This window comes from Nonomuraea phyllanthi (assembly GCF_006334985.2).
Classification (GTDB): domain Bacteria; phylum Actinomycetota; class Actinomycetes; order Streptosporangiales; family Streptosporangiaceae; genus Nonomuraea; species Nonomuraea phyllanthi.
This window is the reverse complement of record NZ_VDLX02000017.1, coordinates 29,375-55,174: the sequence shown is the minus strand read 5'-3', so window position 1 is coordinate 55,174 and position 25,800 is coordinate 29,375. Positions and strand designations below refer to the sequence as shown.

27 protein-coding genes are annotated in these 25,800 nt (G+C 71.2%); 14 read left to right on the top strand and 13 right to left on the bottom strand.

The genetic code is table 11. From position 1 onward, the window contains the following. Window positions 1-33: 33 nt before the first annotated feature. The 3 genes from FH608_RS36570 to FH608_RS53195 form a co-directional block, all read right to left on the bottom strand. Window positions 34-1,290, bottom strand: a complete 1,257-nt coding sequence (locus tag FH608_RS36570; RefSeq protein ID WP_226900223.1) for a prephenate dehydrogenase — start codon at window positions 1,288-1,290, stop codon at window positions 34-36. Window positions 1,291-1,364: 74 nt separating this feature from the next. Further along, the gene (gene aroH / locus FH608_RS36560) at window positions 1,365-1,724 is read right to left on the bottom strand and encodes a chorismate mutase (protein ID WP_139634963.1); all 360 of its coding nucleotides are present in this window, start codon (window positions 1,722-1,724) and stop codon (window positions 1,365-1,367) included. 68 nt (window positions 1,725-1,792) lie between these two features. After that, window positions 1,793-2,638: a pseudouridine synthase gene (locus FH608_RS53195; protein WP_226900222.1), complete on the bottom strand. Its 846-nt coding sequence runs from the start codon at window positions 2,636-2,638 to the stop codon at window positions 1,793-1,795. A 165-nt stretch (window positions 2,639-2,803) separates the two neighbouring features. On the opposite strand from FH608_RS53195, the gene FH608_RS53190 reads away from it, so the two are divergent. Further along, the gene (locus FH608_RS53190; RefSeq protein WP_226900221.1) at window positions 2,804-3,505 is read left to right on the top strand and encodes a hypothetical protein; all 702 of its coding nucleotides are present in this window, start codon (window positions 2,804-2,806) and stop codon (window positions 3,503-3,505) included. Window positions 3,506-3,630: 125 nt separating this feature from the next. Here the strand turns inward: FH608_RS53190 and scpB are convergent, their stop codons facing one another. The 6 genes from scpB to FH608_RS36525 all read right to left on the bottom strand — a co-directional run bounded on the left by scpB (window position 3,631) and on the right by FH608_RS36525 (window position 9,665). Beyond that, window positions 3,631-4,164, bottom strand: coding sequence for an SMC-Scp complex subunit ScpB (gene scpB, locus FH608_RS36550; protein ID WP_139635129.1), 534 nt, complete (start codon window positions 4,162-4,164; stop codon window positions 3,631-3,633). Window positions 4,165-4,597: 433 nt separating this feature from the next. After that, the gene (locus FH608_RS36545) at window positions 4,598-5,425 is read right to left on the bottom strand and encodes a segregation and condensation protein A (protein WP_139634962.1); all 828 of its coding nucleotides are present in this window, start codon (window positions 5,423-5,425) and stop codon (window positions 4,598-4,600) included. Next, the gene (locus FH608_RS36540; RefSeq protein ID WP_394367724.1) at window positions 5,422-6,357 is read right to left on the bottom strand and encodes a ParA family protein; all 936 of its coding nucleotides are present in this window, start codon (window positions 6,355-6,357) and stop codon (window positions 5,422-5,424) included. Before FH608_RS36540 ends, FH608_RS36545 begins: the two co-directional genes overlap by 4 nt. A 122-nt stretch (window positions 6,358-6,479) precedes the next feature. Beyond that, on the bottom strand, window positions 6,480-7,385 hold the full coding sequence (locus FH608_RS36535; RefSeq protein ID WP_139634960.1) for a site-specific tyrosine recombinase XerD: 906 nt from the start codon (window positions 7,383-7,385) through the stop codon (window positions 6,480-6,482). Between the two features lie 16 nt (window positions 7,386-7,401). Continuing rightward, window positions 7,402-8,004 carry an NUDIX domain-containing protein gene (locus FH608_RS36530; protein ID WP_139634959.1) on the bottom strand — a complete coding sequence of 201 codons (603 nt, stop codon included), beginning with the start codon at window positions 8,002-8,004 and terminating at the stop codon, window positions 7,402-7,404. Beyond that, a complete protein-coding gene (locus FH608_RS36525) occupies window positions 8,001-9,665 on the bottom strand; it encodes a CTP synthase (RefSeq protein WP_139634958.1) in 1,665 nt (554 codons plus the stop codon). The genes FH608_RS36530 and FH608_RS36525 overlap by 4 nt, the downstream gene beginning before the upstream one ends. Window positions 9,666-9,796: 131 nt before the next feature. Here FH608_RS36525 and FH608_RS36520 point away from each other — a divergent pair, with 131 nt between their 5' ends. The 6 genes from FH608_RS36520 to FH608_RS36495 all read left to right on the top strand — a co-directional run bounded on the left by FH608_RS36520 (window position 9,797) and on the right by FH608_RS36495 (window position 14,634). After that, a complete protein-coding gene (locus tag FH608_RS36520; RefSeq protein WP_317135601.1) occupies window positions 9,797-10,438 on the top strand; it encodes an acyltransferase in 642 nt (213 codons plus the stop codon). 134 nt (window positions 10,439-10,572) lie between these two features. Beyond that, window positions 10,573-11,703: an NAD(P)H-dependent flavin oxidoreductase gene (locus FH608_RS36515; RefSeq protein ID WP_139634956.1), complete on the top strand. Its 1,131-nt coding sequence runs from the start codon at window positions 10,573-10,575 to the stop codon at window positions 11,701-11,703. Window positions 11,704-11,784: 81 nt separating this feature from the next. Next, window positions 11,785-12,690, top strand: a complete 906-nt coding sequence (locus FH608_RS36510; protein ID WP_139634955.1) for a choline/ethanolamine kinase family protein — start codon at window positions 11,785-11,787, stop codon at window positions 12,688-12,690. A 4-nt stretch (window positions 12,691-12,694) separates the two neighbouring features. Beyond that, window positions 12,695-13,294 carry a DUF4126 domain-containing protein gene (locus FH608_RS36505; protein ID WP_139634954.1) on the top strand — a complete coding sequence of 200 codons (600 nt, stop codon included), beginning with the start codon at window positions 12,695-12,697 and terminating at the stop codon, window positions 13,292-13,294. Between the two features lie 91 nt (window positions 13,295-13,385). After that, entirely contained in the window at window positions 13,386-13,991 is a 606-nt protein-coding gene (locus tag FH608_RS36500) for a hypothetical protein (protein WP_139634953.1), read from the top strand. Window positions 13,992-14,055: 64 nt separating this feature from the next. Next, on the top strand, window positions 14,056-14,634 hold the full coding sequence (locus tag FH608_RS36495; protein WP_317135600.1) for a Uma2 family endonuclease: 579 nt from the start codon (window positions 14,056-14,058) through the stop codon (window positions 14,632-14,634). On the opposite strand, the gene FH608_RS36490 is transcribed toward FH608_RS36495, so the two are convergent. After that, on the bottom strand, window positions 14,628-15,191 hold the full coding sequence (locus FH608_RS36490) for a hypothetical protein (protein WP_226900220.1): 564 nt from the start codon (window positions 15,189-15,191) through the stop codon (window positions 14,628-14,630). The two genes, FH608_RS36495 and FH608_RS36490, sit on opposite strands and share 7 nt — an antisense overlap. Window positions 15,192-15,439: 248 nt before the next feature. Between FH608_RS36490 and FH608_RS36485 the strand changes: the two genes are divergently transcribed. Then, window positions 15,440-16,315, top strand: a complete 876-nt coding sequence (locus FH608_RS36485) for a serine protein kinase RIO (RefSeq protein WP_139634951.1) — start codon at window positions 15,440-15,442, stop codon at window positions 16,313-16,315. A gap of 2 nt (window positions 16,316-16,317) precedes the next feature. Here FH608_RS36485 and FH608_RS36480 read toward each other — a convergent pair whose 3' ends face one another. From FH608_RS36480 to FH608_RS36470, 3 genes are all read right to left on the bottom strand, one after another. After that, the gene (locus FH608_RS36480) at window positions 16,318-16,926 is read right to left on the bottom strand and encodes a PepSY domain-containing protein (protein WP_139634950.1); all 609 of its coding nucleotides are present in this window, start codon (window positions 16,924-16,926) and stop codon (window positions 16,318-16,320) included. Between the two features lie 53 nt (window positions 16,927-16,979). After that, entirely contained in the window at window positions 16,980-19,088 is a 2,109-nt protein-coding gene (uvrB, locus tag FH608_RS36475; protein ID WP_139634949.1) for an excinuclease ABC subunit UvrB, read from the bottom strand. A 76-nt stretch (window positions 19,089-19,164) separates the two neighbouring features. After that, a complete protein-coding gene (locus FH608_RS36470) occupies window positions 19,165-19,398 on the bottom strand; it encodes a helix-turn-helix transcriptional regulator (protein WP_139634948.1) in 234 nt (77 codons plus the stop codon). 201 nt (window positions 19,399-19,599) lie between these two features. Here FH608_RS36470 and FH608_RS36465 point away from each other — a divergent pair, with 201 nt between their 5' ends. From FH608_RS36465 to FH608_RS36440, 6 genes are all read left to right on the top strand, one after another. Next, the gene (locus FH608_RS36465; RefSeq protein ID WP_139634947.1) at window positions 19,600-21,171 is read left to right on the top strand and encodes an SPFH domain-containing protein; all 1,572 of its coding nucleotides are present in this window, start codon (window positions 19,600-19,602) and stop codon (window positions 21,169-21,171) included. Beyond that, window positions 21,171-22,412: an SPFH domain-containing protein gene (locus FH608_RS36460; protein WP_139634946.1), complete on the top strand. Its 1,242-nt coding sequence runs from the start codon at window positions 21,171-21,173 to the stop codon at window positions 22,410-22,412. The genes FH608_RS36465 and FH608_RS36460 overlap by 1 nt, the downstream gene beginning before the upstream one ends. Window positions 22,413-22,421: 9 nt before the next feature. Beyond that, window positions 22,422-23,195, top strand: a complete 774-nt coding sequence (locus FH608_RS36455; protein WP_139634945.1) for a sporulation protein — start codon at window positions 22,422-22,424, stop codon at window positions 23,193-23,195. Window positions 23,196-23,328: 133 nt separating this feature from the next. Then, window positions 23,329-24,357 carry a hypothetical protein gene (locus FH608_RS36450; RefSeq protein WP_226900219.1) on the top strand — a complete coding sequence of 343 codons (1,029 nt, stop codon included), beginning with the start codon at window positions 23,329-23,331 and terminating at the stop codon, window positions 24,355-24,357. Window positions 24,358-24,368: 11 nt separating this feature from the next. After that, window positions 24,369-24,971, top strand: a complete 603-nt coding sequence (locus tag FH608_RS36445) for a hypothetical protein (RefSeq protein ID WP_226900218.1) — start codon at window positions 24,369-24,371, stop codon at window positions 24,969-24,971. Window positions 24,972-24,981: 10 nt separating this feature from the next. Then, a complete protein-coding gene (locus FH608_RS36440; protein ID WP_139634943.1) occupies window positions 24,982-25,797 on the top strand; it encodes an inositol monophosphatase family protein in 816 nt (271 codons plus the stop codon). Window positions 25,798-25,800: the final 3 nt, after the last annotated feature.

The following is a 25,800-nucleotide window of genomic DNA, read 5'->3' as shown; positions in this document are numbered from 1 at the left end:
ACGGATCGAGCGGGCCCGGCCGTGACATCGGGTCTAGGGAACTTCCCAGCCGCGTTCGCGCAGGGCGTCGGTGAGCGTGGGGACCGCGTCGGGCTGCACCGACAGCTCGGCGATGCCCAGGGGCAGGCCGGGGGCGTGCTCCAGGCGCACGTCCTCGACGTTGACCCCGACCTCGTCGCACACCAGGAAGAGGCGGGCCAGCTGGCCGGGGCGGTCGCCGATGACGACCTGGACGACCGCGTAGGAGGAGGCCGGGCCGCCGTGCTTGCCGGGGATGCGGTCGTGGCCCACGACGCCGCGCTTGAGCAGCTGGGTGAGCTCGCCGGTGGCGGTGCCGTCGCCCTCGGCCAGGGCGCGCAGGGCGCCGGCCGCGTCGGCCAGGTCGGTGGCGACGGCTTCGAGCACCTCGGCGACCGGGGCGGCGTTGCCGGACAGGATGCCGAGCCAGAGCCCGGGGTCGCTGCCCGCGATCCTGGTGACGTCACGCACGCCCTGGCCGGCCAGCCCGAGCGCGACGTCGGTGGCGTCGGCCAGGCGGGCGGCCACGGCGGAGGCGGCGACGTGGGGCGCGTGGGAGACGACGGCGACCGCGCGGTCGTGGTCGCTCGCCCCCACCTCCACGGCGTTGGCGCCGCACAGCTCGATCAGCCGCAGCACCGCCGCCCTGGCCTCGGGGTCGGACTCCTCCGTGGGGCACAGCGCCCACGGCCGTCCCAGGAACAGGTCGGCCCTGGCCGCCCCAGGACCCGACTTCTCGCGGCCCGCGAGGGGGTGGGAGGCGACGTAGGAGGCCAGGTCACAGCCGAGCTGCGCGGCCCGGTGGAGCGGCTCGACCTTGACGCTCGCGACGTCGGTGTAGAACCTGGCCGCGCCGATCCGCTGCAGCTCCAGCAGCTCGGTCGCCACGTGGGCGGGCGGGACGGCGATGACCGCCAGGTCCACCGGCTCGCCCGGGAGCTGATCGCCCGGCTCGCCCGAGTATTGATCACCCGGCTCGCCCGGCCCGGCCGGCCGCAGCCCCTCTGACGCATCCGGCCCGGCCGTCGCGCCCGGCCCGGCCGCCCGTAGCCCGTCTGACGCATCCGGCCCGGCCGCCTTCTCCGCGTACCGGCCGGGCGCGGGCTGGTCGGCCGCGAGCCACTCCTCGCCCGCGCCGAGCTCCCGTGCCAGCCGTACGGCGCCCGGATCGCGGTCGGCGAGCAGCACGCGTACGCCGCGCTTGCGCAGCGCCAGGGCCGCGGAAGTGCCGATGAGACCGGTGCCGACGACGAGCACGGTGCGAAGTTCCATCTCGGTGTCCTGATTTATCGGGCTATTGGGGAGTGATACGTGTTCTTGCTGTGCCGTACGGCTCAGCGGATCGCTTACTGGGCGATATCCTGCCGCAACGCCACCGCGCCGCGCAGGTAGACGTGCTGGATTTCCGCCCGCGGGCGGTCGGTCTCGACGTGGGCCATGAGCCGCACCACGCGGGGCAGCGCGCCCGGCACGTCGATCTCGGTGCAGCAGATCAGCGGCACGTCGTGGAAGCCCAGCTTGCGCGCCGCCAGCGCCGGGAACTCGGACGTCAGGTCCGGCGTGGCCGTGAACAGCACGCTGATCACGTCGTCCGTGGTCAGCCGGTTGCGCTCCATGATCGCACTGACGAGCTCGGTCGTGCCCGCGATGATCGAGTCGCGGTCGTCGGCGTCCACCTGGATCGCCCCACGGATCGCGCGCACCATGTGGTTCATCCCTTCCATAGCGGGAGAGCCCGTGCGGAGATTCGCACGGGCTCCTGCGTCCGGCCAGATTACAGCTTCACCGCCGCGTACAGCTCGCCGACCTCCTGGAGCGTCAGCGCCCTGAACGTCCCGGGCTTCGTCCGGCCCAGCTTCACCGGGCCGAACTCGATCCTGGCCAGATCGATCACCCGGTGTCCGGACTCCTCCAGCATGCGGCGTACGACGTGCTTGCGGCCCTCGTGCAGGACGATCTCGACGAGCGCCTGCTGGCCGTGCTCCTGCACGATGGAGAAGGAGTCGGCCCTGGCGAGGCCGTCCTCCAGCTCGACGCCCTGCTTGAGCCGGCGACCCAGGTCACGCGGGATCGGACCCGGCACCTTGGCCCAGTACTTCTTCTGCACGCCGTAACTGGGATGCGTCAGCCGGTTGGCCAGCTCGCCGTCGTTGGTGAGCAGCAGCAGGCCCTCGGTCTCGGTGTCGAGCCTGCCCACGTGGAACAGCCTCGGCGCCAGCTCCTCGACGTAGTCGGCCAGGCACGGGCGGCCCTGCGGGTCGCTCATGGTGGACACGACGCCGATGGGCTTGTTGAGGGCGTAGTAGACGAGGTCGGGGGCGGTCGGGATGCGCTTGCCGTCGACGTGGATGACCTGCGTCGCCGGGTCGACCTTGGCGCCGAAGCGGCGCACGACCTGGCCGTTCACGGTGACCCTGCCCTCGCCGATCAGCTCCTCGCACGCCCTGCGGCTGGCCACGCCCGCCTGGGCGAGCACCTTCTGCAGCCGGACGCCGTCGGGCACCTCGGTGGTGTCGCGCTCGTCGGTGTAGTCGTCGGGGTAGAAGTCGCGGTCGCGGAGCGGCTGGCGCGCGGCCTTCACCCGGTCACGCTGGGGGCTGCCGCTGCCGATCGTCTGCACGTCGTCCCGCCGAGTCCTGCGCGGGGCGTCACGCTCCGTCCGCTCGTCGCGCCGGGATCCCCGCGGGGCACGCTCGTCGCGCCAGTTCCCGCGCGGGGCGCGGTCCTGGCGGGGAGCGTCGTCGCGCCGGCCGTAGCGGGCGCGCGTGGCGGGCGCGCCTTCCCTGTGTCCGGTCCGATCGGCCCGGAACCCGCCGCGATCGTCACCGTACTGGTCACGCCGCCCGGCCCCATAGCCGCCGCCGTCCTGATCGCGCCGCCCAGCGCCGTAACCGCCGCGCTCCTCGCGACGCCCGGCGCCATAACCGCCGCGCTCGTCACGACGCCCGGAACCGTAACCGCCGCCACGCTCGTCACGACCCCCGGCGCCGTAACCGCCGCCGCGCTCGTCGCGACGCCCGGCGCCATGACCACCGCGGTCCTCGCGACGCCCGGCGCCATAACCGCCGCGCTCGTCACGACGCCCGGAACCATAGCCACCGCCGCGCTCATCGCGACGTCCGGCACCATAACCGCCGCCACGCTCGTCGCCGGAGCGGCTGCGGCGATCGTCGCGCCCGCCGGTGGCGTAACCGCCGCGGTCCTCGCGACGTCCGGCGCCATAGCCGCCGCGCTCGTCACGACGCCCGGCGCCGTAACCACCGCCGCCGCCGCGCTCGTCGCGACCGTAACGATCGCCCCTGCCGTACTGGTCGCGGTCGTCCCGCGAGCGGCGGTCGTCGCGTCCGGGGCGGCTGTCTCGGCCGCCCGCGCCGTACCCGGCGCGAGATCCGCTCCGGTCGGCGCGAAGCGAGTCGCGGGACCCGCCTCGGAAGTCGTCGCGCCTGCCCCCACCACGGGAGTCGTCGCGGCGGGAACCCCCGCGTGAGTCGTTGGAGCGGAAGCCCGAACCGGAATCGGAACGGAAGGCGGGACGCCCGCCCCGGCTCTGACCCGAGCCGCCGGTGCGTCCACGACCGCGTCCATCACCGGACGGGGTGCTTCGCCTGTTGATCACTTTGTTGTCTCCTCGAGGTTTTCCACGTCGTCGGGGAGGAAGGGCGCGAGTTCGGGGAGCTCGCTCAGGTCCCGTAGTCCCAGACGTTCAAGGAAGTATGAGCTTGTCCGGTAGAGCACTGCCTGGCTCTCCGGGTCGGTGCCGGCCTCCTCGACCAGCCCTCGTGCGACGAGCGTCCGCATGACGCCGTCGCTGTTGACGCCGCGCACCGCGGCCACGCGGGCCCGGCTCACCGGCTGACGGTAGGCCACGACCGCGAGTGTCTCCAGCGCGGCCTGGGTGAGCCGCGTCTGCTGGCCGTCGCGTACGAACCGCTCGACCAGCGCCGCGCAGTCGGCCCGCGTGTAGAACCGCCAGCCGCCTGCGACTTCCCGCAAGTCAAAACCCCGCCCGGCAGCAGTGTATTCCGCCGCGAGTCCCCGCAACGCCGTGGCGACCTCATGGGTGGGGCGCTCCAGCACCTGGGCCAGGGTCACCTCGGCGACGGGCTCATCGACGACGAGGAGGATGGCCTCCAACGCCGCCTCCAGCGTCGGCCCCTGGCCCTGGCCGTCCGCTTCCTGCCCTTCACCGGTCTCTGAGGACCCTTCGGACGCGGGCGTCGCGCCGGCACCCGGAAATACCGCATCCGTGGCGTCGCCGTCGTCCGCGTCGGCACCGGGCACACCAGAGTCGGAGCCGGATGCGTCCGCCTTCTCCTCCTCGGAACGGGACGCGTCGTCCCGCGGCTCACCAGGATCAGACTCGTCGTCCCCCGGCTCGTCGTGAGCGAACTCGTCCGATTGGCCGGAGTCGGCGGCGGCTGGGACGTCCGTGTGCTCAGCCGGTGGGGCGCCGTCCGCCAGAGGCGGCTCGTCCTCGACCGACGGTGCCGAGGGCTGGGCGAGGGAGCCCGGGAGGCTCATCCAGGCGGGCAGCGGCGGTTCGGAGTCGGGGGAGCGGCGAGGGGTGGGCAGTGGGTTGTCAGTCATTGCGTGGTTTCTCCGCGGATTCCTCGTAATCGTCGCCCACCGCGACGTCCCCGTCGTCGGAGCCCGTCCAGGTGATGTGCAGATCCCCCAGCGCCTCCACCTGCTCGAACGTCACCGCCGACTCCCGGAAGAGCTCCAGCACCGCCAGGAAGCGGGCGATGACCTCGAAGGTCCCCCCGCAGTCGGCCACGAGCGCGCGGAAGGTGGCGCGCCGGAGCCGGCGCAGGTGCATGACGAGGATGGCCGCCTGCTCCTTGACGCTGGCCAGGGGCTGGTAGATGTGGCCGACGCTGACGGTGGGCGGCAGCTTGGGAGTGAAGGCCCTCGCGGCGATCCTGGCGAGCTGCTCGGGGCCGATGCCCAGGACGAGCTCGGGCAGCAGGTTGGCGAACTGCGGCTCCATCGCCACCGTACGGGGGAAGCGCAGCGCCTCCTCCGCCATCCGCCCCGCGAAGAGCTTCGCCACCTCCTTGTACGCCTTGTACTGCAGCAGCCGCGCGAACAGCAGGTCCCTGGCCTCCAGCAGCGCCAGGTCCTCCTCGTCCTCCACCTCGCCCGTGGGCAGCAGCCGGGCCGCCTTGAGATCGAGCAGGGTGGCCGCGACCAGCAGGAAGTGGCTGGTCTGGTCGAGGTCCCACTCGGGGCCCCGGGAGCGGATGTAGGCGATGAACTCGTCGGTGACCTTGGAGAGGGAGACCTCGGTGATGTCCAGCTTGTGCTTGGCGATGAGGCCGAGGAGCAGGTCGAAGGGGCCCTCGAAGACGTCCAGGTGGACCTGGAAGCCCTGAGGTCGCCCCTCGATCTGCTCGGAGTCGGTCACCTGGCCATTGTGGCAGGCGCCGGCCAGCGCGAGAGCACTTCGCGGGCCAGCTCGCGGTAGGCGTTGGCGCCCAGCGAGGAGGGGTCGAAGGTGGTGATGGGCTCGCCGGCGACCGTCGCGTCGGGGAAGCGGACCGTGCGGTTGATCACGGTGTGGAACACCTTGTCGCCGAACGCCTCGACCACGCGGGCGAGCACCTCGCGCCCGTGCAGGGTGCGGGCGTCGTACATGGTGGCCAGCAGGCCCTCGATCTCGAGGTCCTCGTTGAGCCGCTCCTGGACCTTGGAGATGGTGTCCATGAGCAGCGCCACGCCGCGCAGCGCGAAGAACTCGCACTCCAGCGGCACCATCACGCCGTGGGCGCAGGTCAGCGCGTTGATCGTGAGCAGGCCGAGCGACGGCTGGCAGTCGATGAGGCACACGTCGTAGTGCGGCAGCAGCGGCTTGATGACGCGCCCGAGCACCTGCTCGCGGGCGACCTCGGTGACGAGCTGCACCTCGGCGGCGGACAGGTCGATGTTGCTGGGCAGCAGGTCGAGGCCCTCGACGCCGGTCTCCAGCAGGACGTCCTCGGCGGTGACGCCGCGCTCCATCAGCAGGTTGTAGACGGTCAGGTCGAGCTGGAGCGGGTTGATGCCCAGGCCGACCGAGAGCGCGCCCTGCGGGTCGAAGTCGACCAGCAGCACCTTGAGGCCGTATTCGACCAGCGCGGCCCCCAGGTTGATGGTGGTCGTGGTCTTGCCGACGCCACCCTTCTGGTTGACCATCGCGACCACGCGCGCCGGGCCGTGCTCCAGAGGCGGCACGGGTTCGGGGAACATGGGTCTGGGCCGCTGCGTGGGCCCCAGGTTGACGCCGTTGGAAGGCGCGTTGGTCTTCGTGTCGCCCCAGGGGTTGTCGGGGGTCCCCGGGGTCGAACCCTTGGTCGTCACAGTCACCAGCTCGAACCTCCCTGACGATCCCGAACCGGACCGTCCGGACGGACACTATGGCGTCGCCACTTAAGGCGGCAAGGCGGCACGCCGGGGGCGCCGCACACCGCAAAGACTATAGATCACTGACGCGCACGGGGATGCGCGGCGGCGTAGACCTCGCGGAGCTTGTCGACCGTGACCAGCGTGTAGACCTGCGTGGTCGTCACGGAGGCGTGGCCGAGCAGCTCCTGCACCACCCTAACGTCAGCGCCGCCGTCCAAGAGGTGGGTTGCGAAGGAATGGCGGAGAACGTGGGGACTTATCCCGGCGAGTCTGGCTCGTTCGGCGGCGGCCTGGAGCACCTCCCAGGCTCCCTGCCTGGTCAGGCGGCCTCCCCGGGCGTTCAGGAACAGCGCGGGGGTGCCGCGCCCGTGCGACAGCAGGCCCGGACGAGCCCGTACGAGGTACGCGTCCAGCGCGGAACGGGCGTAGCGGCCCAGGGGGACGACGCGGGTGCGGCCGCCCTTGCCGCGCAGGCGTACCTGGTCGTCCTCGAGGTCGTCCACGGCCAGCCCGACGGCCTCGGAGATGCGGGCGCCGGTGCCGTACAGGACCTCGAGCAGCGCCCGGTTGCGCAGGGTGAGCGGCGCGCCGTCGGGGCCGGAGGCGGCGATCAGCCGCTCGACCTGGTCGACGGCGATCGCCTTGGGCAGCCTGCGGGGCGGGCGCGGCGGGCGTACCTCATGGGCGGGGTCATGGGCCGTGACGCCTTCGCACAGGGCGAACCGGTGCAGCCCGCGCACGGCGGACAGGGCGCGCGCCGCCGAGCTGGCCACGAGCGCGGGGTGCTCGCCGTCGCCCTCGCGCAGCGCGGTGAGGAAGGCCAGCACGTCGGCCTCCCCCACCTCGTCGAGCTCGTTGCGGCCGCGCGAGCGCAGGTGGTCGAGGTAGCGGCGCAGGTCACGACGGTAGGACGCGAGCGTGTTGGCAGCCAGGTCCCTTTCCACCACGAGATGGGCGAGGTAGCTGGAGAGCACCGCCTCCACGAGCTGGGTCCTTCCGTCACGCCTCAGGAGCGTCGGCGGGGCGCAACAGGGCGAATCCCTCAACCGAAGCCGCGTACGCGGCGAGGATACCGGCCACGGCCGGGGAATTGTGGATCATCCCCATGAGAGCCCTCTCGACCGCGTCGGGCAGCGGCACCCATTCGACCGGCATGTCGATCTCCTCGTGCCGGTGCACGAAGCCGGTCTCGACCTTGGTCAGGTCGCGGGCGAGGAACACCCGGATCCGCTCGTCGCTCATGCCGGGCGAGCTGCGCAGGTCGATCAGCGTGTGCCAGGTCTCGGCGCGGTAGCCGGCCTCCTCGGCGAGCTCGCGGGCCGCCCCCGCGACCAGCGACTCGCCCTCGACGTCGCGGATCCCGGCCGGCAGCTCCCACATCAGCTGCCGCGCCGGGTGGCGGTACTGCCGGATCATCAGGACGCGGTCCTGGTCGTCGAGCGCGAGGACGGCGACCGCGCCGGGGTGCACGACGTAGTCGCGGTCGGCGACCTCGTCGCGGGGCATCTTCACGGTGTCGGTGACCACGGTGATGACGTGGCCGCGGAACCGTTCCCTGGATTCGACGACGTCCCACGCCTCGGGCGTGTCCTCGATCCTCACTGGCCCACCTTCGCGCTCACCCGGGCGTCGGCGTATTCCAGGGCGGCGGTGATCAGGCCCCGGAACATCGGGTTGGAGCGCGTCGGGCGGGAGCGGAACTCGGGGTGCGCCTGCGTGCCGACGAAGAACGGGTGCACGTCGGTGGGCAGCTCGGTGTACTCCACCAGGCGGCCGTCGGGCGAGAGCCCGGAGAAGACCAGGCCGACCCGCTCCAGCTGCTCGCGGTAGGCGTTGTTGACCTCGTAGCGGTGGCGGTGGCGCTCGTCGGCCTTGGCCTTGCCGCCGTACAGCTGCCTGACCAGGGTGCCCTCGAGGAGCTTGGCGGTGTAGCTGCCCAGCCGCATGGTGCCGCCCATGTCGCGCTCGCCGGCGACGACGTCCTCCTGGTCGGCCATGGTGGAGATGACCGGGTGCTTGGTGTCGGGGTCGAACTCGGCGGAGTTGGCGTCCTCGATGCCGGCCATGTTGCGGGCGGCCTCGATGACCATGCCCTGCATGCCGAGGCAGATGCCGAGCAGCGGGATCTTGCCCTCGCGGGCGTGGCGGATGGCGCCGATCTTGCCCTCGATGCCGCGCACGCCGAACCCGCCGGGGATCAGCACGCCGTCGACGCCGTCGAGCTCGCGCTCGGCGCCCCCGGGGGTCTCGCAGTCGTCGCTCTTGACCCACCGGATGTTGACGCGCGCGTCGTTGGCGAACCCGCCGGCGCGCAGCGCCTCCGTGACCGAGAGGTACGCGTCCGGCAAATCAATATATTTCCCCACCAGAGCGATCGTGACTTCCTTCGCCGGGCGGTGCACCCGGCGCAGGAGTTGCTCCCACTCCTTCCAGTCGACGTCCCTGAACGGCAGGCCGAGCCGGCGCACCACGTAGGCGTCGAGCCCCTCGGAGTGCAGCACCTTCGGGATGTCGTAGATCGAGGCCGCGTCCACGCAGGAGACGACGGCGTCCTCGTCGACGTCGCACATCAGGCTGATCTTGCGCTTGATCGCCGTGTGCACGGACCGGTCGGAGCGCAGCACGATCGCGTCGGGCTGGATGCCGATGCTGCGCAGCGCCGCCACGCTGTGCTGGGTCGGCTTGGTCTTGAGCTCGCCGGACGGCCCGATGTACGGCAGCAGCGACACGTGCAGGAAGAACACGTTGTCGCGCCCGACCTCGTGCCTGATCTGCCGCACGGCCTCCAGGAACGGCAGCGACTCGATGTCGCCGACGGTGCCGCCGACCTCGGTGATGACCACGTCCACCTCGGGACCGGCCATGCCCCTGATCCGGTCCTTGATCTCGTTGGTGATGTGCGGGATGACCTGGACGGTGTCGCCCAGGTATTCGCCCCGCCGCTCCTTGGCGATGACGTTGGAGTAGACCTGCCCGGTGGTCACGTTGGCCGACCCGTGCAGGTCGGTGTCGAGGAACCGCTCGTAGTGGCCGACGTCGAGGTCGGTCTCCGCGCCGTCATCGGTGACGAACACCTCACCGTGCTGGAACGGGTTCATCGTGCCGGGGTCGACGTTCAGGTAGGGGTCGAGCTTCTGCATGGTGACCCTGAGACCGCGGCCTTTGAGCAGGCGACCGAGGCTGGAGGCCGTGAGCCCCTTGCCGAGACTGGAGGCGACACCGCCGGTGACGAACAGATGCTTGGTTTGCGATGCGCTGCGCAAAGGGGCTCCCGTGGCTCGAGGTGTGGTCGAAGTGTCCACGGGCTCTCAGGATATCAAACAACGCCCCCGACATGCCCGAACGGCCTGACCTGAGGGTAACTTTGGGCCTTATGTCATTAGTACGGCGGGCAGTGGGCACTTTGGTGCACCGTGGCTACGCGGCGATCCGCCGCGCCGGCGCCATCACTCCCGCGAACCCCGCGGGCCATCGGTTCGGCCGGCTCGGCGAGGGCGCCACCATCGCCTTCCCCCCGGGCGCGATCTTCGGCGAGCCGTGGATCGAGATCGGCGACCACACGCTGGTCGGCGAGCGCGTGTCGCTTTCGTGCGGCATGAACCCGGGGCTGGACCTCGGCCCCGGCTCGATCCTGCGCATCGGCCGCGGCTGCTCGATCGGCCGCGGCTCCCACATCGTGGCCCACCAGTCGATCGACATCGGCGAGGACGTCTTCACCGGCCCGTACGTGTACATCACCGACCAGAACCACGTCTACGACGACCCGGACATCCCGATCGGGCGGCAGTGGCCGCGCAACAGCCCGGTCTCGATCGGCTCCGGCTCGTGGCTGGGCGCCGGGGCGATCATCCTGCCGGGCACGACGCTGGGCCGCCAGTGCGTGGTGGCGGCGGGCGCCGTGGTACGGGGCACGTTCCCCGACCACAGCGTGGTCGCCGGCGTCCCGGCCAAGCTGGTCCGCGGCTACACGCCCGAGCTGGGCTGGCACAACCCCGCCGGCCCGATCCCGCTGAACCGCCGCGCCAACGCCTCCTGACCCCTGGAGGGACGCACCGGCCGGATGCGGGAGCCGCCCGGAGGGATGAGACGTCCCGGAGAGATACGCCGGCCCTGAGGGATGCGCGGGCCAGGGGATGGACCGGCTGAGCGTCCGCCGGATAGCGTCGGAAGATGCGGACCGCCATCTGTGAGCGCCTGGGCATCGAGTTCCCGCTGTTCGCCTTCAGCCACTGCCGCGACGTCGTGGCCGCCGTCACGAACGCGGGCGGCCTCGGGGTCCTGGGCGCGATCGCGTACTCGCCCGAGCAGCTCGACGCCGAGCTGACCTGGATCGACCGCGAGGTGGGCGGCCGGCCGTACGGGGTGGACGTGCTCGTGCCGGAGCGGCTCGACTCCTCGGCGTCCGACCGGCGGGCGCACCTCATGGACTTCATCCCCGACCGGCACCGCGACTTCGTCATCCACCTGCTGTCCAAGTACGGCGTGACCGCCCCCGTGCAGCCGCTCACGGCGAGGGCGGACGAGTTCGGCCGGCGGGTGACGGCGGCCGGGGCGACCGGGCTGATCGACGTGGCGCTCAAGCACCCCATCGGGCTGATCGCCGGCGCCCTCGGGACGCCGCCGCCCGAGATGCTGGCCAGGGCCAGGGACGCGGACGTCCCGGTGGCGGCGCTGGCCGGCACGGTGGAGCACGCCCGCAGGCAGGCGGCCGCGGGCGCCGACCTCATCGTGGCGCAGGGCACCGAGGCGGGCGGCCACACCGGCGAGGTCTCCACGATGGTGCTGGTGCCGCAGGTCGTGGACGCGGTCGCCCCCGTGCCGGTGCTGGCCGCGGGCGGCATCGCGTCCGGCCGGCAGATGGCGGCGGCCATGGCGCTCGGCGCCGAGGGCGTGTGGTGCGGCTCGGTCTGGCTGACCACGGAGGAGGCGGAGACGCCCGCCGCGGTCAAGCGCAAGCTGCTGGCCGCGTCGTCGCTCGACACGGTCAGGTCCAGCTCCCGTACGGGCAAGCCGGCCCGGCAGCTGAAGTCGGCCTGGACGGAGGAGTGGGACCACGGCCAGGAGAGCCCGGGCCCGCTGGGGATGCCGCTGCAGCTGCTGGTGGCCGAGGGCGCGATGGCGCGCATCGGGGCGGCGGCCGAGAAGGGCCAGCCGGGGGCGCTGGAGCTGGTCAACTACTTCGTGGGCCAGGTGGTGGGCCAGCTCGACCAGGTCAGGCCGGCCCGCGAGGTCGTCTTCGAGATGATCAGCGAGTTCGGGGACGCGGTGGAGCGGCTGGAGCGCCTGTCGGCCTCCGGCTAGCCGCGACGGCGTGCGGGCAGGTGCGGTGCGGCCGGCCACGGAGATCTGGATCGTCCGGCGGCGGGCGTCCTAGCATCGACCATGGCCGTGCCCGAGGTGCTCGATCGCATCCCCCTGCTGTCCGGCGCGCCGCGTACCGTCGAGGCGCTGCCCGGTGGGATGACGAACCACACCTACAAGGTCACCACGCCCGGTGGCGCGTACGTCGTGCGCGTGTGGACCGGCGACGACTGGCTGCTGGGCATCGACAGGGACGCCGAGCACGCCGCCTCGCTGGCCGCGGCCGCGGCCGGGGTGGGGGCGCCGGTGCACGCGTACCTGCCCGAGCTGGGGGCGCTGGTGGTGGGGTTCCTGCCGGGGCGGACGTTCACGCGGGCCGATCTCCGCGACCCGGCGAACCTGCCGCGGGTGGTGCGGGCGTGCCGCCGCCTGCATGCCGGGCCCCGGTTCGTACGGGACTTCGACATCTTCGGCCTCCAGCGGCACTACCTGGGGATCGTGCGGGAGCGCGGCTACCGCCTCCCCCCGAAATATCTCGATTTCATGCCCATCGCCGCTCAAATCCAGAAATGTCTGGAGTTACGGGCGGAAGGTACCGTTCCTTGCCACAACGATCTCCTCCCGGGCAACATCCTCGACGACGGCCGCGACCTCCGGCTGATCGACTACGAGTACGCCGGCAACAACGACCCCTGCTTCGAGCTCGGCAGCCTCGCGAACGAGTGCGGCCTGCCCCCTGACGGCCTGGAGCGGCTCGTCACCGCGTACTACGGCCGCCGGCTGCGCCACAAGATCGCTCGCACCCGCCTGCTCGGCCTCATCGCCAGGTACGTCTGGACGCTGTGGGCCTCCATCCAGGACGGCGCCAACGACAGCATCGACTTCGACTTCTGGTCATGGGGCACGGCGAGGTACGAGCAGGCCGTGGCGGAATTCGCCGGATCGGGCCTCGAAAGCCTCATGGAGGAGGCCGTCCGGGCAGACTAGGGGCATGTTAGCCGCACTGACCGGGCTCGGCCTGTCCACGGCCGCCGGGCTGAACGCGTACATCCCGCTCCTGGTCGTGGGCGTCCTGGCCAACCTCACCGACTCCGTCAAGCTGCCCGACGGCTACTCGTGGCTGTCCAACTGGGGCGTGCTCGCGGTGATCGCGGTCCTGCTGGCCGCCGAGTTCCTGCTCGACAAGGTGCCCGCCGTCGACAGCGTCAACGACGCCATCCAGACCGTGGTGCGCCCGGCGTCGGGCGGCGTCGTCTTCTCGGCCACCAGCGCGGCGGCCGAGCTCGACCACTCCGCCTGGATGGCCGAGAATCCCTGGGCCGGCTGGCTGCTGGGCATCGTGGTGGCGCTGGCGGTCCACGTGGTCAAGGCGACGGCCCGCCCGGTGATCAACGCCGGGACGGTCGGCGTGGGCGGGCCGGTGGTGAGCACGGCGGAGGACGCCGGCGCGCTCGGCATGAGCCTGGTCGCCGTCTTCGCCCCCGTGCTGGTGATCGTGGCGCTGCTGGTGCTGGCCGTACTGGCGTGGTGGCTGATCAGGCGGGTACGCCGCTTCCGCGCCCGCAGGAAGGCCGCCCGCGCCCGGCTCTGAGCGGGCGGCCACTCCCCCGTCCGGCGCACTATCCTGCAAAGCAGCAACCGTGCAAAGCTGCGGCCCTTCACCGCAGCAGCACCGACAGGAGGTGGCGGAGATCAGCGAGTTGCTAGTCGTCCTACTGGTGATCCTGGCGTTCCTCCTGCTGCTGGGCGGCGTCACCGTCTACCTCCTGGTCAAGCTGGGCAAGAAGGCGGCGTCCAAGGCCCGGCAGGCCACCACGCGGCTGACCAGCCACGTCAACGCCATGGGCACGGGCGACGCCGCCGAGGTGGAGCGGCTCCGGCTCGACCTGCGCCGCGAGGTGACCCTCACCCGCCAGGCCGTCGAGCACGCCCAGCGCGAGGGCTGGGGCCTCGGCGACCTGCCCCGCCTCCTGGCCGACCTGTCTGCGCAGGCGGACGTCCACGACAGGCAGCTCGGCATGTACGCCCAGCAGCGCCGCGTCTCGCCGTACGTCGACCACGCCACCCTCGACCGGCTCAGGGAGCACCAGGCCAAGCTGACGGCCATGTGCGCCCGCATCCGCGCCGACCTCCTGGGCGACCAGGTGCGCCACACGGCCACGGGCATCGCCGACCTCACCTCCCGCACCGACCTGGAGATCGAGGCGCGCCGCCACGCGCCCGACCCGCTGGACCAGATCGACGAGCTCTACCGCCGCTCGATGGAGGAGCGCAAAGACCTCCCCTAGCGACTACTCACAGTGGCAAAATGAGTGCGCCGCGTGATGACCCTGAGGAGGCAGACTGATGGTTATGACCCTTCCCGAGTGGTTCTATCCCGGCCCTGCCGGCGGCTGGACCGCCGACATGCTCGATCATCTCCCCGCCGACGCGCCCCGGCACGTCGAACTGATCGATGGGTCACTCATCATGATGTCACCGCAAACCGCCTTTCACATGTATGCGGTTCGCCTGTTCGAGAAGCACCTCAATCCACCTGGCGATCTTGCCGTCGTTCGCGAGATGACGGTGACCCTGGGATTGCGCCAGCGGCCCGAACCAGATGTCCTCCTCGTGAGAAGGTCGGCGATCGGTGATGAAACGACCTCCTACAAACCCGAGGACGTCCATCTGGTCGTCGAAGTCGCATCAGCCGAGTCCCTGGAAAGGGATCGGACCACCAAGCCGATCAAATACTCAAATGCGGGCATCAAGCACTTCTGGCGCGTAGAAAAGGAACACGGCCTGCCCGTGGTCTACACATTCGAACTGGAGCCGACCGTCAAGGCTTACGTCCCCACCGGCATCCATCGGAAACGGCTGCAGACGGACATCGGATTCGCGGTGGACATCGACCTTCAGATGGAATGGCCGCCCCGCAGCGATCAGTGATCTCCCCACTCACGATAGATGACGGCGGCCAGCTCCGCCTCCGTGGCGCCCCCGTTGGCCAGGGCCTTGGTGGCCTGGGCCTGGGCGCGGGTGGGCAGCCCGCCCTCGATCAGGACCGGCAGCGACAGCCGCCGCAGCAGCACCTCCGACGCCGACACCCCCGACGGCCGGCGCGTCACGGCCACGTTCACGCGCAGCGCGTGCTCGTTCCCCGGCGGCACGTCCGGACGGTCGATCTCGATGGCGGTGTAGCGGAAGCCGTTGGCGAGGTCGCAGGGGCCGCAGCCGGCCGGGCCCCTGCTGAGCCGGCCGCCGCACTCGGGGCAGGTCAGCCGGTCGTAGGCGGCGTCGACCACGCGCCACGGGTGCTTGTCGGGCTCGTCGACGACCATCTCGGCGATGAGCCGCTCGTCGGGCGGGTCGGAGGTGCCGAACTCGCGCTCCAGGAACGCCCGCCACCCCTCCTCGACGATCGCGTCCACCGTGCGCGCGCACCGGGGGCAGCCCGGTGCTCCGGCAGGCTCCCAGTGGTCGCATTCCGGGCATCGGCGTCGCATGCCCGCACGCTACCGGCCGCGCCCGGCGGGGCGCACCGCATTATCGGCCCCCCTAAAGGAGTTGCGGGCGGGCGACCCTCCCCGGCATACTCCCGGGGACGACCTGATCGCCGCGATGCGAAGGGAGAGTGAGACCGTGACGACGACTGTTCGCGTGCCGTTTTCCGCGTCCCCTGACTCTCCCGCCGGGCATCCGCCGCTGATCTGATCGGCGCACCGGTGGGCCTCACACCTGGAGCCGTTCCACCGTGCCGAAGCACTCGCAGCACCGCACCCGTGGCAAGTACGCCCTCGACGCCGACGACCTCGAGTGGCTGGAGAGCAACCCCGAGACCGACGACGGGCCGCCCGAGGGTGATCGCTGGTCCACCTGGGACCAGAGCACTCCCACGGAGAAGGGGCCCAAGCCCTACCCCGGCTGGCTGGTCACCGAGCTGGCCGCCGTCGACCACGAGCACGGCGTGCTCAAGACCGGCAAGGAAGCCGACGTCCACCTGATCTCCCGGGGCGTGCCCGGCACCGACCGGGTGTGCCTGCTGGCCGCCAAGCGCTACCGCGCCTCCGAGCACCGGCTCTTCCACCGCGACGCCGGCTACATGGAGGGCCGCAGGACGCGCGAGAGCCGGATGAACCGGGCCATGGCCAACCGCACCGCGTTCGGCCGGCAGGTGATCGCCGGTCAGTGGGCGGCCGCCGAGTTCACGGCCCTGTGCCGGCTGTGGTCGCTCGGAGTGCCCGTGCCGTACCCGGTGCAGATCGTGGGGACGGAGATCCTGCAGCAGTTCATCGGGACGCCGGACGGGTACGCGGCGCCGCGGCTGGCGCAGGTGTCCGACGGGCTGGACGACCTGTGGGAGCAGCTCGTCTCCGCGATGGTCACCCTGGCCAGGGACGGCCTGGCGCACGGGGACCTGTCTCCGTACAACCTGCTGGTCCATGACGGCAGGCTCGTGATCATCGACCTGCCGCAGATCGTGGACGTGATCGCGCACCCGACCGGGCCCTCGTTCCTCGACCGGGACGCCCACAACGTCGCCACCTGGTTCGCCGCCAAGGGCGTCACCTCCGCCGACCCCGACTCCCTCGCCACCCTCCTCCGCCGGGAGGCCGGGCTGACGACGTAGGGTCAGCCGGATTTGCGGACCACGGCGCCCGTCGCGGCGTCCACGGCGACCTCGTGCTTGATCCCGTCGGGCGTCAGCACGTCGGACTCCCAGACCGTCTTGCCCCGCTCCGTGTCCAGGTTCAGCTCCGTGATGCGCCCCTGCGGCACGGCGGCGAGGATCTTGTCGGCCGCGGCGGAGTAGTCGAGCTTGGCCGCGGCCACCCGGTCGCGGTGCTTGGCCTTGTCGGCGGCGTCCTCCTGCTCGGTCGTGGGCCCCCGGACCACCTTGCCCGACTCCACGTCCATCTGGTGCTCGGTGCCGTCGCGGTCGACGACCTGCACCTCCCACACCCGGCCGTTCTCCTCCGTCTCGATGGAGGTGAGCGTGGCCCCGGGCACCGCGTTCAGCGCCGCCCTGGCCGCCTGGCGCAGGTCGCTCGCCCCGGCCGCGGTGCCGCCCGGAGACGGCGACGCGGTGCCGCCCGGGGGCGGGGTCGTGGCGGGAGGGGCGGGCGAGAGCGGCGGGGGCGTGTGCGCCGCCATCCGCCCGGCCTCACCGGGGACGGCGCCGCAGCCGCCCGCGAGCATGGTCGCGCCCGCCGCCGCCCCGAGCGCGCGAAGGATCATCATGTTCATACCAAGCCCGGTGCCCGCCCAGGCGGAAAGCATTCGCGCAGGTCAGGTCACTTTACTCCAGCCTCACGCATATCACGCAGCTCCCGCTTGAGCTCCTTGATCTCGTCGCGCAGCCGCGCCGCCACCTCGAACTGCAGATCGGCCGCCGACTGGTGCATCTGCTCGGTCAGCGAGTCGATCAGCGACTCCATCTGCGCCCGCGGCATCTCGCCGGCGATGGCCTTGGCGTGCTGACCGGCCTGCCGCTGCGCGAAGCCGGGCACGGGCGCCTTGCCCCGCGACACCGAGCGGCCCCCTCCGAGCAGCCGGTCTGTGTCGGCGTCCTCGCGCTGCAGGGAGTCGAGGATGTCGGCGATCTTCTTGCGGAGCGGCTGCGGGTCGATGCCGTTGGCCTCGTTGTAGGCGATCTGCTTGGCCCGCCGCCGGTTGGTCTCGTCGATCGCCCGCTCCATCGACGGCGTGACCTTGTCGGCGTACATGTGGACCTGGCCGGACACGTTTCGGGCGGCGCGGCCGATGGTCTGGATCAGCGACGTCTCCGAGCGCAGGAAGCCCTCCTTGTCGGCGTCGAGGATGGCGACCAGCGACACCTCGGGCAGGTCGAGGCCCTCGCGCAGGAGGTTGATGCCGACGAGCACGTCGAACTCGCCGGTGCGCAGCTCGCGCAGCAGCTCGATGCGGCGCAGCGTGTCGACCTCGCTGTGGAGGTAGCGCACCCGGATGCCGAGCTCCAGGAGGTAGTCGGTCAGGTCTTCGGCCATCTTCTTGGTCAGCGTCGTGACCAGCACGCGTTCGTCGCGCTCGGCCCGGTCGCGGATCTCGTGGACCAGGTCGTCGATCTGGCCCTTGGTCGGCTTGACGACGATCTCGGGGTCGACCAGGCCGGTCGGGCGGATGACCTGCTCGACGACCTCGCCCTTGACCCGCCCCAGCTCGTAGGGGCCGGGCGTGGCCGACAGGTAGACGGTCTGGCCGATGCGCTCCAGGAACTCCTCCCACTTCAGCGGCCGGTTGTCGAGCGCCGACGGCAGCCGGAACCCGTGCTCGACCAGCGTGCGCTTGCGCGAGGCGTCGCCTTCGTACATGGCGCCGATCTGCGGCACGGTCTGGTGGGACTCGTCGAGGACCAGCACGAAGTCCTCGGGGAAGTAGTCGAGCAGGGTGTTGGGCGCGCTGCCGGCCTCGCGGCCGTCCATGTGGCGCGAGTAGTTTTCGATGCCGGAGCAGGTGCCGATCTGCCGCATCATCTCGATGTCGTACGTCGTGCGCATCCGCAGCCGCTGCGCCTCCAGCAGCTTGCCCTGCCGCTCCAGCTCCTCCAGCCGCGCGGCCAGCTCCGCCTCGATGCCCGCCACGGCGGCGGTCATGCGCTCCTCGCCGGCGACGTAGTGGGAGGCGGGGAAGATGTAGAGCTCCTCGTCCTCGGTGATGACCTCGCCGGTGAGCGGGTGCATGGTCGAGAGCTTCTCGATCTCGTCGCCGAACATCTCGATGCGCACGGCGAGCTCTTCGTATTTCGGGATGATCTCGATGGTGTCACCGCGCACCCGGAACGTGCCGCGCGTGAAGGCCAGGTCGTTGCGGGTGTACTGCATGTCGACCAGGCGGCGCAGCAGCTGGTCGCGCTCGACGTCCATGCCGACGCGCAGCCGGGTCATGCGGTCGACGTATTCCTGCGGCGTGCCCAGGCCGTAGATGCAGGACACGGAGGCCACCACGATGGTGTCGCGGCGCGTGAGCAACGAGTTGGTGGCCGAGTGGCGCAGCCGCTCGACCTCGTCGTTGATCGAGGAGTCCTTCTCGATGTACGTGTCGCTCTGCGGGACGTACGCCTCAGGCTGGTAGTAGTCGTAATAGGAGACGAAATATTCGACCGCGTTGTTGGGCAGCATCTCCCGCAGCTCGTTGGCGAACTGCGCGGCGAGCGTCTTGTTGGGCTGCATGACGAGCGCGGGCCGCTGCAGCCGCTCGATCAGCCAGGCGATGGTGGCCGTCTTGCCGGTGCCGGTGGCGCCCAGCAGCACGTTGTCCTTCTCCCCGGCCTTGACGCGGCGCTCCAGCTCGGCGATGGCCGTCGGCTGGTCGCCGGAGGGAGTCATCTCGGTGACGACCTCGAACGGCGCCACCTTCCGCTGCAAATCTGTGACCGGTCGCATGTTGTCACTGTAGGCGGCGCCACCGACAGAAACGCCACCCCCGCCCACCTGCCCGCGGACCACGGGAAAGGCCGGGTCAGGCCGGCCGCTCCCCGATGCGCGGGAAGGGGCTGGTGGAGAAGACCACCTCCACCGGCACCTCGAAGTAGTCGGCGATCCGCAGCGCCAGGTAAAGGCTCGGGCTGAATTCGCCCCGCTCCAGGTAGCCGACGGTCTGGTAGTGCACTCCCAGCGCGTCGGCGAGCTGCCTGCGGGTGACGTTCCGCTCGGCGCGCAGCAGCGCGATGCGGTTGTGGACGGTCTCGCTCATCGCCGATCAACATCTCCAGATAGCAGGACTACTACCTCAGTAGCACACCTACTACGAACGGCAATAGATGTGTGACGACCATTGCAAGCGAACAGTAAGTCATACCCGATACGGTCGGATTCCCCCATAGCGGAAGAGGAAGGTTCGATGTCACGACCCAGAGAGGCACTGATCCAGGCAGGGAGGGGCGTAGCGCAAGCGATGGTCCAGGGGGGCGACGTGCGCCAGGCGGTCGGCCAGGCCGTGGGCCAGGTCGCCGGCCAGGCGGGGCAGGCGGGGGGCCAGGCCCCGGGCTTCGCGCTGAACCCGGGCGACTTCGCCGCCGCCCGTGACGGCGGCGCGTCCATCGGCACCCTCATCGAGGCGCGGACGGCGTCGCTGAGCGAGGCCGGCGAGATCGTCAACCGCAGCTTCGCCGAGAACGGCATGCACGTCATCTCCCCTGTGGTGATCCCCAAGGGCAGCACGGCGAAGGTGATCGTGCCCCTGGGCATCCTGGTGGTGCTGGGGCTGATCGGCGCGCTCGGCAACGTCATCCCCAACACCGACCTGTTCTTCGGCGCCCACTACTGGGTGGTGCTGGTGCTGGCGGCCGGGTTCCTGTGGTGGCGGCGCAGCGTGGTGATGGTGCCCGAGGGCTGCAAGGCCCTGATCACCAAGTTCGGCAAGCTGGTGCACATCGCGGACCCGGGCCGGGTGACGCTGTTCAACCCGTGGAAGCGGGTCAGCTACATCGTCAACACCACCCGCGAGTACCCGTTCAACGCGCCCATCCGCGAGGCGCCGACCCAGCAGGGCGTCAAGGCCAGCGTCGACCTGTTCCTGCAGTTCAGGATCGAGAACCCGGCGGAGTTCATCTTCGTGCTCGGCTCGGTCAGCGGCTTCCAGTCCAAGCTCCAGAACGCCATCAGCGAGGTCACGCGCTCCCTCATCTACGCCCAGCGGGCGGAGGAGATCTACGACCTGGTGGGCGAGAGCACGCTGGGCATGCTGGAGAGCCTCAACCAGCAGTTCCTGCCGGCCGTACGCCTCACCGACGTGAACATCACGCACGCCGAGCCGTCCAGCCAGGAGTACCGCATGGACCTGGCCGCGCCCGAGATGGTCCGCGTCGCCAAGGAGGCCTACACCTACGAGTACGAGCTGCAGCTGCGCAAGGAGCAGAACGAGGGCGACCTGATCAAGGAGCTGGCGGGGCTGCAGGAGACGCTGAGCGCCATCCAGGCGGAGATCGCCGGCTACCAGGCCCGCATGGACACCGCGCTCGAACGCGCCACCAACCAGGCCACCGCGCAGGCCAGGCAGCGCCTGGTCGAGGCCGAGTCCACGGCCAACGCCAACGCCGCGCTCCTGGAGGCGCAGGCGCTGGACATCAGGGCGCTGTCGGCCGCGGAGGCGCCCGAGATCCTCGACTACCGCTTCCAGCAGGACCTGCTGAAGAAGCTGGAGTCGGTCGCCGCCCGGCTGCCGCAGGTGGTGCAGGTCGGCGAGGAGACCGACATCGACTTCCTGGTGCTGGCCCAGCAGCTGGTGGGCGGCCGGGACGCGGTGCTGTTCTCCCCCGAGGACATGGCCGCGATCCGCGCCAGGCTCGACGAGATCGGCGCGCGCGTGCGCGGCCGCGAGGACGAGATCGCCGCGCTGCTCGAAAAGGCCGCCGCCGACGTGAGCGAGCCCCAGGACCCGCCGGAGCCCGACCACGATCTGGAGCGCACGGTCGAACGCCTGCTGCCGGCCGGCAGGCACCACGTACAGGGTGAGGGTGAGATCTGATGAGCCGCGAGTTCTCCAAGATCAAGGAGTCGCTGGCCTCCTGGGGCGACATCCGCCAGCTGCTGCGCGGCGGCGAGCAGGGCCAGCTCGTGCCCGTCGTGATCCCCAAGGACCGCCGCGGCTTCGCGTGGATGGCGCTGGTGTTCCTGGCGCTGTACTTCGCCGGGATGGCGGCGCTGACCGACCTCACCCTGATCGCCGCGCTGGCGGCGCTGTTCTTCCTGCTCGTGGCGCTGGTCACGATGTGGCGCAAGGCCATCATCGAGATCGAGGAGGGCACCACCGGCGTGCGCAGCCGCTGGGGCGCCATCACCGGCACCCTGCCGCCCGGCCGCCACTACCTCTGGCTGCCGTGGGACCGGGTGGACGCGGTCGTCGACACCTCGACCGAGATCCCGTACTCCGCGCCGATCTCGGCCTGCCCCACGGCCGAGAACGTGCCGCTGAAGTCGATCGAGTTCTTCCTGAAGTTCCGGATCGTCGACCCGGTCGCGTTCGTCCGCACGATCGGCGCGGGCAACTTCGACCTGGTGCTCTCCAGCGCCGTCCAGGACGCGATCAGGCAGCGCAGCCGCAGGGTCAACACCGAGCGCGCGTACGACCTGCGCGGCTCGGACGTCGGCGACATGCAGGACGCGCTCAACCGCCAGCTCGGCAGGTACGGCGTGCGCATCACCGGGGCCAACATCCCCGAGGTGCAGCTGCCCGACCAGTACCAGCAGCACCTGTCCACCCGCGAGAAGGTGGCCAAGGAGCTGTCGGCCTACGAGCGTGAGTGGGAGCTGACCCGCAAGCGCCGCATCGACACCCTGCTGATGGAGATCGAGCGCTCCAAGAAGACCCGTGACGCCCGCGTCGTCGAGGTCAAGGCCGCCCACAACAAGGCGCGCAAGGACGTCGCGCGCATGCTGGAGGAGCAGGAGACCGAGGCGCAGCGGGTGACGTGGGAGATCGAGGCGCGTGGCAGGGCCGAGCTGACCTCCGCCGAGAACGAGGCCAAGGCGCTGCGCCGGCTGGCCGAGTCGTACCGGGACAACCGGGCCGTGCTGCAGTACGAGCTGGCCCGCCGGCGCCTCGACGTGGGCGCCAAACTCGCGGAGAGCGCTCCGCAGCCGCTGGTCGTGCGGACCCAGCAGGGCCAGTCGGACTCCGCGCTCTCCACCCTTCTCCTCGCCCAGCTGCTCCCCCGCATCTCGGGAACGGGGACCAACCAGGTGAACGGCCACACACCTTCCTCTTAGGAGAACCCCATGGTGTTCCGCAAGTTGATGGCCGCGTTCGGCGCGGGTGTCGAAGTCGACACGGTCCTGACCAACACGGGCGTGCGTCCCGGCGAGGTCCTGCGCGGCGTGGTGCACTTCCGCGGCGGCAACTCCGACTACAAGGTCGAGGGCATCCACATCGACCTGACCGCCGTGGTCGAGGTCGAGTCGGGCGACAACGAGTACAAGACGAGCTACAGCTTCCTGCGCCAGCAGGTGGCGGGCACGTTCCAGCTGGCCGCGGGCGCGCAGCACCAGCACTCGTTCGAGATCGCGATCCCGTGGGAGACGCCGATCAGCGCCATCGCCGGGCACCCGCTGCACGGCATGCGGCTGGGCGTCCAGACGGAGCTGGCGCTGGCGGGCGCGCTCGACAAGGGCGACCTCGACCCGCTGTTCGTCAGCCCGCTGCCGGCGCAGGAGCACGTGATCGGCGCGCTCGACCGGCTCGGCTTCCGCTTCAAGAAGGCCGACCTGGAGCGTGGCACGCTGTACGGCTCGACGATGCCGTTCTTCCAGGAGATCGAGTACTACGCGGGCGGGCAGTGGCGGCGCCACTTCAACGAGCTGGAGCTGACGTTCATCGCCGGGCCGCGGCAGATGGACGTCATCCTGGAGGCCGACAAGCGGGGCGGCTTCCTGACCTCCAGCCACGACGCCTACAACCGCTTCACCGTGCGCTACGACGACGCGCCCGGCTCGGCGGACGCGGCGTTGCAGCACGGGCTGGAGCAGATGGCCCGCCACCGCGGCTGGTTCTGACGCGCGGGCGCACACGTACGCCGGGCAAGGTCAGGGGGCACCCGGCGCTACGTGATCGCTCCCTGGCGGCCGGATGGCGCGGTCGTTACCATGATCTCGGGACCTGGTTGATCGTCGGACGGTGGGGCGAGCGATGGCACGGTTCGCGGCGGCGCTGAGGCAGGCCGCGTCATGGGCGGCGCAGAACGCCGACGGCGCCATCGCCCTGCTGCTCGCGATCGTGGTCGGCGTTCTCGGCGTGCTGCCCAACGAGATCGTGCCCGACGAGATGCTCAACGCCGCCACGCTCGTCATCCTGGCGCTGGTGGCCACCGCGCTGCTGCGCGACCGCGCCCGCCAGGCCCCCGTCGAGGAGACGATAACCTCCGGCGCGCTGGCCGAGCTGCCCGTGCGCCTGGCGCGCCTGGAGGAGATCGAGACGCTGGTCGGCAGCACCCGCAAGGCCCTCGACTCGCTCCAGCTCGTCCGGGTGCTGGGCAGCAAGCAGGAGATCGCCCAGTCCCACGCCGAGGCGCGCAAGGACACCCACCGGTGGAGCTTCAAGGGCGGCACCGGCACCTACCTGCGCGCCGTCACCCTGCCCCTGTGCGTCGCGGCCGCCCGCCGGGACAAGCGCCACCTCACGGTCAGGGTCGAGGTGATCGACCCGTCCAACCTGGAGGTGTGCGAGACGTACGCCCACTACCGCCGCTCGCTGTCGGACGCCCCCGACGGCACCGGCGAGACGTGGACGACCGACCGGGCCAGGAAGGAGTCGTACGCGACGATCCTGGCCGCCTTCTGGCACCGCCAGCGCTACGGCCTGCTCGACATCGCGGTGGGCCTGTCGTCGACCATGACCACGTTCCGCTGGGACGTGTCGGCCACCCGGCTCATCATGACGGTCGAGGACCCCAACCGGGCGATGACCGCGCTGGCCGGCACGTTCTACTACGAGAACTGCGACACCGAGCTGCGGCTGAGCTTCGAGCAGGCGCGGCGGGTGCCGCTGGAGATGTACAAGAAGGTGCCGCTCAGCGACGAGCCCACCATCGAGGAGGTGCAGGAGCTGTTCGACCGCGTCGGGGTGCCCCTGCCCAAGTCCTACAACGGCCATGACGTGGTCGACATCGCCCGCAAGGCGCTGCGCGCCGTCGATCCGTACGCCGAGCCGGCGACGTGAGCCTGCGCGCCGTGCACGAGAGGGTCCTGGCGGGCGAGGCCAGGACATGGGCGCTGGAGGCGCTCTCGGCCGGCGGAGTGGCGGCGGTGCGCCACCCGCTCGGCTTCGTCTGCCTGCCACTGGAGCGCGACGGCGGCGAAGGCGTGTGCGTGCACCTGTGGTCGGGCTTGCTGGCGCACGCCGAGAGCACCACCTCGCAGATCCACTGCCACAGCTGGGACCTGGTGAGCCACGTGCTCTACGGCCAGGTGCGCAACGTGCACGCGGTGGTCAGCGACGCCGGGGCGGACGCCACCCACCGGGTGTTCGAGGTGGTCAGCGGGGCCAACGGCGACCGCATCTCGCCGACCGGCCGCACGGTGCGGCACGCGACGGGGCTGGTGGAGGTGTTCGGGGCCGGGCAGACGTACACGCTGGCCGCCGACCGCTTCCACAGCAGCGTCGTGCCGGAGGGCGGCGAGGCGGCCACGATCGCGCTCGGGCGGGGCCGGCCCGGGGGCCGCGACCTGTCGCTCGGCCCGCTGGACGGCGCGGCGCACCACGTGGCCAGGCAGCCGCTGGACGCCCGCGAGAGCGAGCTGGCCGTGCGCCTGATCATCGCGCACCTGACCTGAGAGGCAGCCGATGGACCTCGATCACGCCCGTACGGTCGCCGTCGAAGCCGCCGAGGCGGCGGGAGCGCTGGTGCTGGCGGGCACGCGGGGCGCGCTCGGCGTGCGCGCCAAGGGCGGCTCCGGCGACGTGGTGACCGACCTCGACCTGGCCTCCGAGAAGCTGCTGCTGGAGCGCATCCTGACGGCGTTCCCGTCGCACACGGTGATCGCCGAGGAGTCGGGGCTGGTGGGGGCCGCGGGCGGCGAGTGGACGTGGCTGGTCGACCCGCTCGACGGCACCAACAACGTGGCGATCGGCCTGCCCGCCTACGTCGTGGGCGTGGCGCTGTGCCGGGGGCGGCGTCCCGTGGTCGGGGTGGTGCACGACCCGGTCTCGGCGCGGACGTGGTCGGCGGTGCGCGGGCGCGGCGCCCGGTCGTCCGCCCCTGGCTCTCCTACGGCGGTACGCCTCGCGTCCCCGTACGCGCCGAGACCGCACGGTCCGCTGCTGGCCTGGACCCAGGGCTACGGCGTCAGTCGGGACGACGCGACCGCGCGGGCGCTCACCTCCGCCATGGAGCTGCGCGCGCGGCGGGTGCTGCGGCTGTGGGCGCCGCTGCTGTCGTGGGCGATGCTGGCGCGCGGCGACATCGACGGGATCGTGGGCTACCGCGCCGAGGCGGTCGACCTGCCGGCCGGCGCGCTGCTGGCCATGGAGGCGGGCATCGAGATCAGGGCGCTGGACGGCGGGCCGTTCGAGGAGTGCTTCGACGGCACGCCCGACGACCGCAGCTTCGTGGCCGCCCACCCCCGGGCCCTGCCGGGGCTCCTCGACCTGCTCCGCTGAGGG

Coding starts and splice junctions, on each gene's coding strand:
- FH608_RS36440 (WP_139634943.1), top strand. CDS start 24,982: ATGGACCTCGATCACGCCCGTACGGTCGCCGTCGAAGCCGCCGAGGCG.
- FH608_RS36470 (WP_139634948.1), bottom strand. CDS start 19,398: ATGAGCGAGACCGTCCACAACCGCATCGCGCTGCTGCGCGCCGAGCGG.
- aroH (WP_139634963.1), bottom strand. CDS start 1,724: ATGGTGCGCGCGATCCGTGGGGCGATCCAGGTGGACGCCGACGACCGC.
- FH608_RS36480 (WP_139634950.1), bottom strand. CDS start 16,926: ATGATGATCCTTCGCGCGCTCGGGGCGGCGGCGGGCGCGACCATGCTC.
- FH608_RS36505 (WP_139634954.1), top strand. CDS start 12,695: ATGTTAGCCGCACTGACCGGGCTCGGCCTGTCCACGGCCGCCGGGCTG.
- FH608_RS36460 (WP_139634946.1), top strand. CDS start 21,171: ATGAGCCGCGAGTTCTCCAAGATCAAGGAGTCGCTGGCCTCCTGGGGC.
- FH608_RS36570 (WP_226900223.1), bottom strand. CDS start 1,290: ATGGAACTTCGCACCGTGCTCGTCGTCGGCACCGGTCTCATCGGCACT.
- FH608_RS36495 (WP_317135600.1), top strand. CDS start 14,056: ATGACCCTTCCCGAGTGGTTCTATCCCGGCCCTGCCGGCGGCTGGACC.
- FH608_RS36455 (WP_139634945.1), top strand. CDS start 22,422: ATGGTGTTCCGCAAGTTGATGGCCGCGTTCGGCGCGGGTGTCGAAGTC.
- FH608_RS36450 (WP_226900219.1), top strand. CDS start 23,329: ATGGCACGGTTCGCGGCGGCGCTGAGGCAGGCCGCGTCATGGGCGGCG.
- FH608_RS36490 (WP_226900220.1), bottom strand. CDS start 15,191: ATGCGACGCCGATGCCCGGAATGCGACCACTGGGAGCCTGCCGGAGCA.
- FH608_RS36515 (WP_139634956.1), top strand. CDS start 10,573: ATGCGGACCGCCATCTGTGAGCGCCTGGGCATCGAGTTCCCGCTGTTC.
- uvrB (WP_139634949.1), bottom strand. CDS start 19,088: ATGCGACCGGTCACAGATTTGCAGCGGAAGGTGGCGCCGTTCGAGGTC.
- FH608_RS36465 (WP_139634947.1), top strand. CDS start 19,600: ATGGTCCAGGGGGGCGACGTGCGCCAGGCGGTCGGCCAGGCCGTGGGC.
- FH608_RS36510 (WP_139634955.1), top strand. CDS start 11,785: ATGGCCGTGCCCGAGGTGCTCGATCGCATCCCCCTGCTGTCCGGCGCG.